The sequence below is a fragment of the Sporosarcina sp. E16_3 genome, assembly GCF_017347125.1.
Classification (GTDB): Bacteria; Bacillota; Bacilli; order Bacillales_A; family Planococcaceae; genus Sporosarcina.
Genome location: NZ_JADPRX010000012.1, coordinates 75,457 through 89,113, shown reverse-complemented (window position 1 = coordinate 89,113; position 13,657 = coordinate 75,457). Strand labels below are relative to the sequence as shown.

Annotated in this window: 14 protein-coding genes; 7 read left to right on the top strand and 7 right to left on the bottom strand. The window is 39.0% G+C overall.

Annotated elements, in window-relative coordinates; genetic code table 11:
* Positions 1-156: 156 nt before the first annotated feature.
* Genes tenA through I2483_RS09520 form a run of 4 tightly spaced genes read left to right on the top strand, consistent with a single transcriptional unit; the run spans position 157 to position 3,296 of the window.
* A complete protein-coding gene (gene tenA / locus I2483_RS09535; protein WP_207175556.1) occupies positions 157-849 on the top strand; it encodes a thiaminase II in 693 nt (230 codons plus the stop codon).
* Entirely contained in the window at positions 836-1,585 is a 750-nt protein-coding gene (locus tag I2483_RS09530) for an ABC transporter ATP-binding protein (RefSeq protein ID WP_255550382.1), read from the top strand. The genes tenA and I2483_RS09530 overlap by 14 nt, the downstream gene beginning before the upstream one ends.
* Entirely contained in the window at positions 1,582-2,322 is a 741-nt protein-coding gene (locus I2483_RS09525; RefSeq protein WP_207175552.1) for an ABC transporter permease subunit, read from the top strand. The genes I2483_RS09530 and I2483_RS09525 overlap by 4 nt, the downstream gene beginning before the upstream one ends.
* Positions 2,319-3,296 carry an ABC transporter substrate-binding protein gene (locus I2483_RS09520; protein WP_255550376.1) on the top strand — a complete coding sequence of 326 codons (978 nt, stop codon included), beginning with the start codon at positions 2,319-2,321 and terminating at the stop codon, positions 3,294-3,296. Before I2483_RS09525 ends, I2483_RS09520 begins: the two co-directional genes overlap by 4 nt.
* Before the next feature lie 176 nt (positions 3,297-3,472).
* On the opposite strand, the gene I2483_RS09515 is transcribed toward I2483_RS09520, so the two are convergent.
* The 5 genes from I2483_RS09515 to I2483_RS09495 form a co-directional block, all read right to left on the bottom strand.
* Positions 3,473-4,417, bottom strand: a complete 945-nt coding sequence (locus tag I2483_RS09515) for a metal ABC transporter substrate-binding protein (protein WP_207175551.1) — start codon at positions 4,415-4,417, stop codon at positions 3,473-3,475.
* A 27-nt stretch (positions 4,418-4,444) separates the two neighbouring features.
* Complete coding sequence (locus I2483_RS09510) at positions 4,445-5,305, bottom strand: metal ABC transporter permease (protein WP_481886333.1); 861 nt, start codon at positions 5,303-5,305, stop codon at positions 4,445-4,447.
* The gene (locus I2483_RS09505) at positions 5,302-6,045 is read right to left on the bottom strand and encodes a metal ABC transporter ATP-binding protein (RefSeq protein WP_207175550.1); all 744 of its coding nucleotides are present in this window, start codon (positions 6,043-6,045) and stop codon (positions 5,302-5,304) included. Before I2483_RS09505 ends, I2483_RS09510 begins: the two co-directional genes overlap by 4 nt.
* Before the next feature lie 267 nt (positions 6,046-6,312).
* Positions 6,313-7,572, bottom strand: coding sequence for a hypothetical protein (locus tag I2483_RS09500; protein ID WP_207175549.1), 1,260 nt, complete (start codon positions 7,570-7,572; stop codon positions 6,313-6,315).
* Positions 7,573-7,638: 66 nt separating this feature from the next.
* The gene (locus I2483_RS09495; RefSeq protein WP_067207386.1) at positions 7,639-8,013 is read right to left on the bottom strand and encodes a nucleotide excision repair endonuclease; all 375 of its coding nucleotides are present in this window, start codon (positions 8,011-8,013) and stop codon (positions 7,639-7,641) included.
* A 347-nt stretch (positions 8,014-8,360) separates the two neighbouring features.
* Here I2483_RS09495 and I2483_RS09490 point away from each other — a divergent pair, with 347 nt between their 5' ends.
* Complete coding sequence (locus I2483_RS09490) at positions 8,361-9,221, top strand: SAM hydrolase/SAM-dependent halogenase family protein (RefSeq protein ID WP_186669847.1); 861 nt, start codon at positions 8,361-8,363, stop codon at positions 9,219-9,221.
* 63 nt (positions 9,222-9,284) lie between these two features.
* Here I2483_RS09490 and I2483_RS09485 read toward each other — a convergent pair whose 3' ends face one another.
* Positions 9,285-9,716 (bottom strand): YkvA family protein, encoded by a 432-nt coding sequence (locus I2483_RS09485; protein ID WP_207175548.1) that lies wholly within the window; start codon positions 9,714-9,716, stop codon positions 9,285-9,287.
* 1,086 nt (positions 9,717-10,802) lie between these two features.
* On the opposite strand from I2483_RS09485, the gene I2483_RS09480 reads away from it, so the two are divergent.
* Both I2483_RS09480 and I2483_RS09475 read left to right on the top strand, forming a co-directional pair.
* Positions 10,803-11,417: a DUF3298 and DUF4163 domain-containing protein gene (locus I2483_RS09480; protein ID WP_346267717.1), complete on the top strand. Its 615-nt coding sequence runs from the start codon at positions 10,803-10,805 to the stop codon at positions 11,415-11,417.
* Between the two features lie 515 nt (positions 11,418-11,932).
* Complete coding sequence (locus tag I2483_RS09475; protein ID WP_207175547.1) at positions 11,933-12,358, top strand: protein-tyrosine phosphatase family protein; 426 nt, start codon at positions 11,933-11,935, stop codon at positions 12,356-12,358.
* A 69-nt stretch (positions 12,359-12,427) separates the two neighbouring features.
* Here the strand turns inward: I2483_RS09475 and I2483_RS09470 are convergent, their stop codons facing one another.
* Positions 12,428-13,603: an MFS transporter gene (locus tag I2483_RS09470; protein ID WP_207175546.1), complete on the bottom strand. Its 1,176-nt coding sequence runs from the start codon at positions 13,601-13,603 to the stop codon at positions 12,428-12,430.
* Positions 13,604-13,657 lie beyond the last annotated feature (54 nt).

The window sequence follows — 13,657 nt, the reverse complement described above, 5'->3', positions numbered from 1 at the left end:
GCTGGCGAAGCGGCGTTCTTTGCCGCACAGCCGGACCGACTTATGACCCGAGCCTCTAGGCGCTGGAGTCTGGACGTGAAATCACTATGTTGCAACTTATCCACAGTACGAGATTTTATGGTTTCCTAAGTAATAAATAAAGGGAGTGTTGAAATTATGAAATTCACTGACCGCATGCTAGAAAAGACATTACCAATCTGGAGGCAGAATCATAGCCATCCGTTCGTCCAAGGGATTGGCGATGGGACGCTTGATCCGGATAAATTCCGATTTTATATGGTACAGGATTACTTGTACTTGATTGATTATGCAAAACTGTTTGCAATTGGCGCTGTAAAAGCCAACGACTTGGAAACGATGGGCAAGTTCGCGACACTTCTCGACGGGACGCTAAACAAGGAGATGGCACTGCATCGTAGCTATGCTTTACGGTTTGGCATTTCTGAACAGGAACTAGAGGACGCAAAACCGTCTCCAATTGTACTTGCTTACACTCACTACATGTTGCATGTCTGTCAAAATGGAACCGTTGCCGAAGTTTTGGCTGCACTGCTTCCTTGTGCATGGAGTTACTGGGAAATTGGCAAGGAACTGAATGCCATTCCAGGAGCCGCAAATCACCCGTTATACGGAGACTGGATTCGTATGTATTCTTCTGATGAATTCGAGGAACTTGCTGGCTGGTGTATCGATTTAATGAACAAATCAGCAGAGGGTAAACCGGAGCATGAACTGTTAAAGCTCGAAGATATCTTCCTCAATACAACTCGCTATGAATACATGTTTTGGGATATGGCGAATACAAAACAAATGTGGCCTGGGGTTGAAATGGCAAATGCTAGCGTTTAACGATGTTTCATTCACGTACCAATCAGGCAATAGCATTCTCGATAATCTCTCATTCAACATCCATCCCGGAGAATTCATTTCAATAATCGGCGTGAGCGGTTCCGGTAAAAGCACAATTTTCCGGCTTGTAACAGGATTAGATGAGCCATCAAAGGGAACCATTTCTCTTGAGAGTAATCCAAACAGTCAGCGCCTTGGAAAGGTTGGTTACATGCCACAACTGGATCTGCTTTTACCCTGGAGGACCATTTTAGAAAATGCTTGTCTTCCGCTTGAAATAGCTGGGATAGATAAAAAAACTGCTAGGGAACAAGTCCGACCATTGTTACAGGAGTTCGGACTTGATGGGACAGAGGATAACTATCCCGGCGAACTTTCCGGCGGGATGAAGCAGCGCGTCGCTTTTTTGCGCGCTGTTCTTTCTGGGAATTCCCTGCTGTTATTGGATGAACCGTTTTCGGCACTCGACGCTATCACTCGACTGTCTATGCAAGAGTGGCTCATCAATCAATGGGAAAAGCGCAAATCAACTGTGCTATTCATCACACATGATGTAGAGGAAGCACTGTTCCTGTCAGACCGTATTTTTCTGTTACAAAACAAACCTGTCACTTCATTCGTAGAAATCGAAGTGCCTCTTGACAGGCCCCGGACAAGAAACGATTTACATCGCGCTGAAATACTCGAGCTAAAAGAACTACTTATCAACAAGCTTAGAAGTGAGGGTACACTGTGAAAAATGCGGCATCCTTAGTAATCATTGCAGGATTCCTAAGTATCTGGGAGTTGGGCGCACGCCTTTACGGTAAAGCATTCATTCTGCCTTCCCCTATTCAAATATTCATTCGTTTTTGGGAACTGAAGGAAGTATTGTTGTTGCAACATCTGCCGGTTACATTAATGACGATTGTTATTGGCCTAGTCATTTCAATCATTTCAGGTACAGCAATTGCGGTACTGATGTCTTCTCGTCCAGGCGTACGAAAAGCACTCTACCCCATTCTCATTGCATCTCAGATGATTCCTATTATTGCGCTTGCCCCTATTTTCGTACTGTGGTTTGGCTACACAATTTGGAGCAAAGTTGCGGTCACCGTACTAATCACATTTTTCCCGATAACAGTGAATACATTCGATGGTTTATCGTCGGGAAAAAAAGACATGCAAGAGCTCTTTTTGACGATGGGTGCTTCAAAAAAGGATATTTTCTATAAGTATTCCGTACCAACTGCTCTCCCCCATTTCTTTTCTGGCATGAAAGTCGCTGTGACACTAAGCGTGATTGGTGCGGCAATCGGAGAATGGCTCGGAGCGCAGGCTGGCCTTGGTTATTTCAGCAGACGTATGATGACGCAATTCGATGGTGCAGCTGTTTTCGCACCCATTTTTGTACTGAGTACCGTCGGAATCGTTCTATTCATCTGCGTGACCGTCATTGAAAATCAAACATTAAAATGGAGGGATAAGAATTGAAGAAAATCACATTATCACTAACAAGTATCGCGCTAATCCTATTGCTCAGCGCATGCAATAATAAGGAAGAAACGAAGAACGTAAGTATCATGCTCGATTGGTATCCGAATGCGGTACATAGCTTCCTTTATGTTGCGGAGGAAAAAGGCTATTTCAAAGATGAGGGTATTGAACTGGATATCAAGTTCCCTGCAAGTCCGACTGACCCCATTAATCTTGCGGCAGCTGGGAAAGTTACAATGGGTATCACCTATCAGCCTGACGTTATCATTGCAAAGTCTGAGCAGAATGTTGGCATCAAATCCGTCGGTGCACTTGTCCAGTCACCTTTGAATCATGTTGCTTTTTTAAAAAGCAGTGGCATTACGACACCAAAAGATTTGGAGGGAAAAACGGTTGGTTATACAGGCAATCCATTAAACGAAGCCATGCTTAAGACCATGATGATAGCGAATGGTGGAGATTACAGTAAAGTGAATATGGTAGACGTTGGATTTGAGTTGAATTCATCCCTTATTTCTAACAAAACAGATGCTGTCATTGGTGCTTATATTAACCACGAAGTACCGCTTCTTGAATACGAAGGCTACCCTACTGGCTATATTGATCCAACTGAATATGGTGTCCCTTCTTTTTATGAGCTTGTTGTTGTCACGAGTGATGAAACGTGGGAAAAGGAACGGAAGAATATTGAGGCCTTCTGGCGTGCAGTAGGGAAGGCATTTGTCGATATAGAAAGTTCTCCTGACGAAGCAATTTCTATCTTACTAAAAAACCAAAATGAAGCCAACTTCCCTCTTATTGAGGATGTTGAAAAAGAATCGCTAGCTATTCTTCTTCCAAAAATGAAAGCACAGAACAAGTTCGGTGATCAGGATGTGAAAAACTGGGAAGCGACCGCGAACTGGATGTTGAATGAAGGTTTGTTAACGGAAGAACCTGATTTGAATGGTATTTTTGTTAATATGGACTAACAAAAGTCATCCTTGTTACTACCTTGGTACATCAGGTTCGTTCAGAAAGAGCAACCGCTAAGGAATTCTTAATGCCATTTAGAACCCCTTAGGGCCAAAGGTAAACCTTCCCCTTATTATACAATCTAAAACGGTCAGCCTCCTTTCTAATAGGAAGCTGACCGTTGGTTTGTTCATTATTTACTTAATCCTTCATAGATCATATCTGCATTCCACTTTAACATCTTCAGATAAGTATCACCGTCTGCTCCCGGTTTCCCTAGGGAATCAGTGAAAATTTTTCCTGCAATTGGTACTTTTGTTTCTCTTGATACCATTTCCATACTTCTTGGATCAACACTTGTTTCGAGGAATAGGGCAGGAACTTTTTCATCTAAAACTGTAGAAACAATACTTTTTATTTGATCTGGAGTTCCTTCATTATGCGAATTGATTTCCCAGATATATGCTGCTTGGAAATCATATGCCGATGAGAAGTATTTAAATGCGCCTTCACTTGTTACTAAAATTCTTTTTTCCTTTGGTATACTATCCATCTTTTCCTTAATTTCCGTATGCACTGCTTCTATTTCCTTAATATACTTTTCTGCATTTGTATCATAGGTTTCTGAATGGGTAGGATCTACTTTTTTTAACGCATCACGAACATTTTCGGTATAGATAATTCCATTTCTAGCATCTAGCCATGCATGTGGGTCTTCTTCCCCCCTGTGATCTTCTGAGTTCAGTAGCATAGGTTTAACACCTTCACTTGCCTGATACACATGGGCATCATCCCCAGATTTCCCAGCGGTTTCAATCATTTTATTAAACCAAGAGTTTCCTTCTTCCAGATTAAGCCCATTATAAAATACAACATCTGCATCAGTTGTTAATACAACATCTTGAGGCAATGGATCATATTGATGTGGATCAGATCCAATTGGCGCTAAACTATGAATATCTACTAAATCTCCACCAACGTTTTTCACAATATCGTAGACAATTGAATACGTTGTCACTACTTTTACCTTATCTTTACTTTGTTCCGATAGCGCTTCATTTGTAGCAGTGCCTTTATTACATGCACCCAATACAAACGCCATGATGAAAACGGAAAAAAGTATGCTTAATTTCTTCATTTATTATTCCCCCACTATTTTCTTTATTTATGACACACGAATCTTTTGTTTTCTAACTTTCATTGACCGCCATAAAACCCCTTGTTTCGGTGAAAAAATAAACGTCAAAATAAATAGAGCTGTCGCTACAAGAACAATTGTAGCTCCTGAAGCCAGATTAAAAGTGAAACTCAAATACAAGCCAACGATTGCCGAAATCGCCCCAAATAACATCGCTAAAAATATCATAATGGATAAGCGATTTGTTAATAAGTAGGCAGTCGATGCGGGTGTAATTAACATCGCTACAACTAAAATGATACCTACTGTTTGCAAAGATGCAACGGTGACTAATGTGAGCAATGTCATTAGGAAATAATGAATCATTTTATTAGGCAAACCGTATGCTTCAGCCATTATTGGATCAAATGAACTGACGAGTAGCTCTTTATAAAAGAGGTACACACTTACTAAAACAACCAATCCGATGATCAACGTCATCCACATATCCGATGGTCTTACAGCCAATACATTCCCAAACAGGATATGATACAAGTCTGAACTACTCTTCAGAAATGTTATGAGAATAATACCTACAGCAAATGCGGCAGTAAACATGATCCCTATAGATGAATCATTTTTAACACGGCTGTTTTGAGTAATATACCCAATGCCTACAGCTGTCAAAATACCTGTTACAACCGCACCTATAAAGAAATTAATACCTAACATAAAGGATAGGGCTACACCTGGCAACACTGCATGTGATATAGCATCTCCCATTAACGCCATTCCTCTTAAAATGATGAAACAGCCAATTACTCCGCTTATTATGCCAACCATTACTGAAGTAATTAGTGCTTTCTGGAGAAATTCATACTGGATGATTGCTTCTATAAAATTCATCATGTCGGCATCACCATGTCTTCCAAGAAGGATAACTGTCCGCCATAGGCTTTTGCTATAGTCTTAGGAATAAATACATCCCGTACTGGCCCATAGGCAATTAATTCTTTATTTAGCAATAAAACCTCATCAAAATACTTTTCCGCCTTGCTTAAGTCATGGTGAACAACGATAATCGTCTTACCTTCACTTCTCAATTCTTTCAATATTTTGATAATCATCTCTTCACTCGTAGCATCGATACCAACAAATGGTTCATCCAATAAGAACAAATCTACTTTTTGCGCAAGGGCACGTGCCAAAAATACACGTTGCTGTTGTCCCCCCGATAACTCACCAATTTGTCGATCTTTAAATGACAACATATCCACTTTCGCCAAACATTCCAACGCCCATTCCTTTTCTTTTCGGCCAGGTCTTTTCAATATACCCAGCGAAGGATAAGTTCCAATAAGAACTGTATCTTTTACGGTGATAGGAAAATCCCAATCAATTGTTGCACGTTGTGGTACATAAGCCGTTTTTTTTCTATTTTCTTTGATTTGTTTATTAAAAATTGAAATCTCGCCTTTATCCGTTTGAACCAATCCAAGCATCGCTTTCATCAACGTTGATTTTCCTGCGCCATTCGGCCCTATAATACCTACAAGTTTCCCTTTGGTAATTTCAAAGTCAATATTATTCAATACATTTTGTCCGTCATAAGAAACGTATAAATGGCGGATTTGTATACTATTTTTCATTCAATCACTTCCTAGTTTTTAGTTTGTATAACCGTAGTGTATGCGCGTATGTTTCCTTAGTGCAACTTTATAGTCAAAAAAATAAAATTCTTACACACGTTTCTTTCCCTTGGGAAACTTTAATAACAAAAAAATATCATTACTCTAAATTTCTTTTGTTGCACGAGGGAAACTTAATATACTCTGATTATAAAAGAAGGTTCTGAAAAAGTAAAGAGAAATAGAGCAATCCTTAAAAATTAAGAACTGCCCTTTCTAATTTACCCCTTATAGATCAGCCAATGCAATGATTTCACCGGATACGGCATCGACCGCCATCTCCGAATCAGGCAAGCCACATAAGACATACTTTTCCGTCGTTTGATCATATACGTAAACAGGATCCATAGTTATATAGGAAATCATTTTCTCGTATGCTTCTTCATGTGATACAGTAGCTTGTTCTGCTAGTGTAAATGAATCAAAAACTTCAAGCATCCCTTCATTATCCATCATATTTACAAATTTCATCGAATCCCGGTCTATTAGAATGACAATCTTACGACTAAATAATTCTACATTCTCATTTTGTAAAAAACAAAATCCTTCTATATAGTTTTCCAACACCCGAAGCTTGTCTAACTTCCATATGCCACTTTCTGCCGGATACTCCGTTCGCATAGTATCCAGTATGATTTGTTTACACTGCTCAATTTGATCATCTGTAAGCACAAGAGGATTGGAAAAACTTTCCGATTCAAATGCTTCCTTAAAGGTTGACGGGGTCACATGAAGGTATTTCCGTTCAAGATGTCCTTTTAACGACACGTTCCATTCTAAAACAGTTCCCAACTTTATTTCAGAACGCTCTTCCTCTAAAAATGGGATAAGTCTATTCCCATCATTCATGATAAACACTTCATTCATCGCATAAGCTGGTACAAACTTTTTTTGCGATTCGGATGGGAAATTGATAAGCTGAAGATGCTCTTTCACGATGGGTTCAATTTCTTCCAACGTCAAAGTGAATGCTGATTTTGCAACTAGCTCCATCTGCGGCGGACTTCCATATGTTGTGTAAAACGTTAGTTTTCCCTCGTTATCGAACTTCACTTCAATTTGAAAGCTAGGTGAAATTTGGACGCCATCTACATTCGTCTCATAAACATACTCATCTTCTGCTGCTCTTTTCAGAGTGAAATCTACTCCATATACTAGATCTGTTTGTTGTTCAACCCAAGATACCACCTCTTCAGGGGTTTTCTCTTTAAATAATGTAATCGTTGAATCTGACTCGCCATGGACAAAAATGACACTCTCAAATTTCCCACTTTGAATATTATATTCAATAATTGCTGTGCCTTCAGGATTCTCATCCTCTTCTATCAATCCCTTTAAATTTTTAGGGAACCATTCCATCGTCAATTGATAATACACACTTTGCATAGTATCCTTTTGCTTATAAAATGAGTGTCTTCCTAACAAATAATTTTCAAGACCGAACTCCTCTTGCGTGCGGTTTACAATTGCCTGCAATCTACTATCCATAACTTCACCCTATTCCAATGTAGTCAAAATAAAAAGCTGATTGCATTAAGCAGTCAGCTCTTTATTTCATTCAAAAAATACTTTATCAAGGTTATATTTCGCACGTTGTGTATTAATGATATACGTTTCATAAATTTCGCGTTCCATTGGGTCTTCGACAACGATAATCGCAATTTCATGCACTTCGTTACGATGATTTTTGATTGGAGAGACCGTGTCTTCAAAATGCTTCTTGACACGTTGGCGCAGTTTACGTGCTTTCCCAGCAAACAGCAATTCATCTTTGTTGTTATAAAACAAAATGATACCGCCTTTATCACGAGGAATCTCATGTAAATCAATAAAGCCGTAAATCGGTTTTATCGGTGCAACATCGGCACCCATTTCTTGTTTGCGTTGTACAATCGTTACATCCGGATTTGGTATAGTAATTGTGATCAATTAAACGTCACGTCCTCTTCTGTTATGAACTTAAATTCTACCATAAAACGACCCAAAAAGCGAAGAATGGTGTCATTTTATTCCGTTAGCCATCAGTGCTGAAGAAAGCGGACTCATTCAAAAAGGACTTGGTGTGGCGGGCATTTTACAAGTCCTGATAATTTCGTTATCCAACCTTATTGACTTTCCATTCATAATCATGTAAATTATACAATAATAAAGATGCACGTTGAAGAGTATAGTAAAGTGAGTAAATTCCGTCCTTTTCAATCGATTAATGATTGATTTGGATGGAATTTTTTTATTTCTTATTATCATAGACTATATAAATGAGGAGTGGATTTATAATGACAACAGGTTTATTAGTTTTTCAATCAGATTTTGGAAAAAGTGATGGCGCAGTGAGTGCAATGCATGGCGTAGCAAACTCCGTTCAACGTGGAATCCCGATTTTTGAAATCACGCATCTAATTCCCCAATACAATATTTGGGAAGCTTCCTACCGTTTATTACAGTCCATCAATTATTGGCCAAGTGAAACGGTATTTGTATCGATTGTCGACCCAGGTGTAGGATCGAATCGGCGTGCGATTGTCGCGAAGACTGCGAATGACCACTATATTATTACCCCAGATAACGGGACCTTAACACATGTATTGCAATTCATCAAAATAACGGAGATCCGGGAAATCGATGAATCGAAAAACAGACTCCCTAACTCAGGTGAATCGCACACCTTCCATGGACGGGATATATTCGCATACACAGGTGCACGGCTGGCTGCTGGTATTATCCAATTTGAAGATATCGGTGCATCAGTTGATCCATCGACAGTTATTGCACTCCCCTTGAAATTGTCCACCATTGTGGATGAAACAATTACAGGTATAGTCGATATTATCGACCGCCCCTTCGGCAATCTGTGGACGAATATTAGCCGGAGTCAATTTAAGAAAATCGTAGAACAGCATGGCGATTCGATAGAAGTTTCAATAACGACAGATGGCCGTACTATTTACAACAACATAATGACTTTTGGCCGATCATTTGCAGACTTGCATATCGGCGAGCCACTCGTTTATGTGAACTCACTCGATAACATCGGTATTGCCATCAATCAGGGATCGTTTGCAGATGCCTATCGTGTAGGCACGGGAACAAACTGGGAAATCGTTATTCGCAAGGCACCTAGAATTGTCTATGAATAACAACAGCACAGCAATCAAAAAGAGCTAACGTGGAATTCTTCATTCCCTCGTTAGCTCTTTCCACTATACCAATCGTTTGTCAACTTCTTCAGCATCGAATTTAACACCAAGCAGTGTATTCATTTTTGTTTTTGCTTTGTTTTTTATATCGTCATCAATATGAGAAATCACTTTGAATACGGCCCCCGCTATGACGCCGGCATCATCCACCAGTCCAACTACTGGTATGAAGTCTGGAATGAGATCGAGTGGAAATATCAGATAGCTAAGTGCACCGACAATAATCATTTTTGTCGATTTGGGAACCTTTGGGCTTTTTGCAACATAAAAAAGGAGCAGGCTATAGTAGACTGTTGTCTTCCCCGCCCGTTTCCCATATTTCATCATTTTGCCCCAAAACTTTTCGTCTGAATAATGGTTTTCTGTTCCCTGCATTCTGGACTCAGGGTCAAAGTTTTTCAATTTGTCTTCAAATTCATTCTTTTTTTTCGTCATATTAAAACCTCCCAATTTAGTGCTCGTGCCATTAATTCTACACGGAACGACGCTATGTGTCATTCGATAGCTCTAGAGCCCTGCCGGTAGGTTTTTATATACATCGTTGATACATCAACATTTATATAGGTAATTGGATGTATGAATAACAATATAAACAGCGAAGGCGCTTTTCAAGGGGTAGCCGCTGTGGATTCAATGAAGTTCTTTATTTCAATCTATATGCGGCTATAATTTTCGTATCAGAAAGGTATTATTTCACGTCTGTCGATTAACCGGTAGTTACCATTAACTAACTTAATCACCTACTGGACGCTATGTGTATAGTTGATTTTGGATTACTTTGGATTGAATGACTACGATTACGATTACCGAGATGTCTGGATGTGTAGGGATTCGACTTCGTCGTATCCCTACACATCTTTTCGGTAATCCTATGGTTGTCATTCATCCGTCGCTCTCCAAAGACATACATACACAGAGTGCTGAATTTTTTCGGGACGAAAGAATAACTGACTTCTTACCTGGAGAAAAGCCGCCAAAGATACAATTTTGGCGGCTGATGCTTTCCTTATGGTTTTTTCTTTTTTATTTTAAAGAAGTGTCACTTTCTATAGGGCATCAGATGATTAGATATATACTTTTTGCTAAAAGTAAGCAAGGAACACATTGTACAACGTGCAAGAGTGCCCGAAATTGTATCTTCGGGCACTTACACTCCCTATAGGGTGGCATCTACTCTTTTCTTCAAAAACAACTTCATTTTCCACTTGAATAGTGTAGGATCGCGACAGGCAACAATTCGCAATAGTATTACTGAAAAAGGTGTGGCTAGAAGTGACGGAGTCACTTCTAGCCACACTAGGACCCCTTAGTAAATCTGTCATGAATAGTTAGCCGTAAGCGGGCCGAAAATAGTCAAGTGAAAATAAAGGTCATCAAGCCCATCTCACCAGTACTTTATGTAAATGAATGGTTAATCAACTGACGTGGTATTATTTTATTCTTACTACCCATTATTTCGACTTTTCAAGCTCAATTGCACATATGATGTACTACTCTATTGAGAAGGAAAGGACGTCCCCAGTGGATTTACCAGTGTCGATCACAACAAAAAGACTGCCCCATGCCTCGAAAGATGTTAAAGTGTATTACCCTGTCGTTACCCAGTTACCAAATCCCAATGTGCAAAGTACGATTAATCATGCCATCATAACAGCCTTGAACAAAATTCTAGTCGAGCAAAGTTTTTACGATAAAGACCTCGTGGAATTATTTGCTAATTATGAGTTAAAAAACAATCAACGCGGCATCCTTAGTTTAAATCTAATCGTATATTCATTTACAGGCGGTGCAAACGGGTTAACTATCAGTAAATCGCTGACCTTTGATACGAAAACTGGAAAACAATATGAACTGAAGGATTTATTCAAAACTGGAAGCGATTACGAGAAGATGTTGTCGGATATAATTAGAAAACGAATCAAAGACTGGAATATCCAGTTGTCGGACCCACCATTCAAAGGAATCCGCAGTGATCAGGATTTCTATATTGCAGATACATCTCTGGTTATCTACTTCCAACAAATCGAAATTACGCCACACTATTGGGGCTTTCCTTATTTCCCTATTCCAATCCTAGATTTAGCGGATATTATAAAACCCGATGGTCCACTTGATCGGATGATGGCATTCACTTGATTATTCATCACCAAACCTCAAAGTTAAGCCTACTGTTGAAACTTCGACTCTGTTTCAGCAATAGGATTTTCAATTTTTCATTATAATTAATACCACCAAAAATCCAATTAATACGACGTTGAAATAAATTTAAAAAACTTTACTTTTAAAATAAACAAAAGAATGGTTATTTTATATTCTTCGCCGACAGGCCGTAATTGAAAGCAAGTTTACATTACCCCGATGCATAAAACCTTAATTACAGTGATGTATAAATGTTTTTCCGCCTTATTTTCAAAACTCACGAAATATTCCCCAGGAAATATAGAACTTCACACTAAAACTAGACCTAGCCACTAAATCGTTTAAAATGTTAACTTTTTAATCACACAAATGTAAATCGAGCACGTATAAAATTATCCTTTATTAATTAAACCGCATTTACATCACCTTATTACTAATGTGAATATTGATCATATGAAGCAATCTTTGAAAAATGATATACTAATTGTAACTACATAATGAGGTGAGCATCCATGACGAACAAAAAGTATGAAGAACTAATCCCAAACCGTATCTTTATTGGCGGTGTAGATGCAATTGATGATCTTCTAACCAATGAAAACATCGATGTGATTTATGATTTACGGGCAGAAGTGACAGGTGCACTTTCAAGTGATAAAAGTGTACATCAGCCTATAGTGGATGATGCCAAGCAACAAGATGAGTCCATACAAGCTGCAGTTAAAAAAGTAATCGATTCATATAAAGAGGGAAAGAATGTCTACTTTCACTGCAATACCGGCCGAGGTAGAGCGGGAACCATTGCTATTGCAACATTAATGGAACTAGGACTAGCTGATTCCATTGATGAAGCGGAGCAACAAGCGAAATTAATACAACCCGCTATCAATGTAAAACTTCAATTTAAAGATGCACTGAAACGAATTTACGAAATTTAATTAAGCGCTAATCCAAGCAGAACTTACAAAAAAACAGGCAAACCCCTCTAATTGGGATTGCCTGTTTTTTCACATTGAGATATTCTGTGGACCTTTCCATTTCATCGAGACAAAAATTGTAATAACAAGAATGATTAATCCAAGAATGAACGGAAAAATAATATTTACGTCAAACAGAATGCCTGCAAGAAGTGGACCAAGGACGTTGCCAATGCTCATATATGCATTATTCATACCCATCGCAAATCCTTGCTCGTTCCCCGCTAACTTCGAAATGAGCGTTGTCAGTACTGGTCTCAGTATTGAGGTCGATAGGAAGATAATCATTGTAACACCGAAAAACATAATATAACTTGGTACAAAGATGGACAGTAAAAATCCAAGTGCTGCAAGCGCAAGGAAAATGTTTAATACGGCCACTTCACCAAATTTGCGAACAATCCACTCAACAGCAAAAAGTTGAATGATTACACTGATGATACCTGTTGACGTCACTAATATAGCAATGTCTTTCGGAGTGGCTTCGAACACATTATCTACAAAAAGTCCAAGAACTGATTCATACGCCATTAACCCAAAGCTCATGACAAGTGTTATAACTAAAGGGATAAAGTATGGTTTTTTAAATGACTGTGCAATTTCTTTTACCATTGGCTCAGGCTTTTCATTAGATACTTCGACTTTCGTATCCATGCTTTCCTCCAACATGAATGCTGAGAAAGCAACAGCTGCAAGCCCTACCAATGCTGAAATGAGCAATGGCATTTTCAAACCGAAATCAGCTAAGAATCCTCCGATTCCTGGTCCAATAACAATCCCAAGTGACATTGAAGCGGAAATGAAGCTGTTTCCTTTGGCACGTTGATCCATTGTCGTAATATCTGCCACATAAGCAAAAATCGCAGGGATCAATAGTGCTGCCCCAACGCCGCCAATTACACGTGAAAGATATAAAACTCCAATTGAATCTGAAAAGTAGAAAACAAACATTGATAGAGCCAAACCGCTAAGCCCTGAAATAATCATTATTCTACGTCCATAGCGATCTGTCCATTTCCCTGCTATTGGCGACATAATAAGCTGTGCTCCCGCAAATATGGCAATCATCAAGCCTGCTGCCATCCCACCTTGACCAATTGACAATAGATAGGCCGGTAAAATAGGGATTATTATTCCAAAACTTCCTACCGCAATAAACATATTTATCATTAATACTAGCATTTTCTTCCTTTGGTTTTTCGACAACTTTTACAACCTACTTTCAAATTTAAACCGACTTCATATTATAATATGGAATGA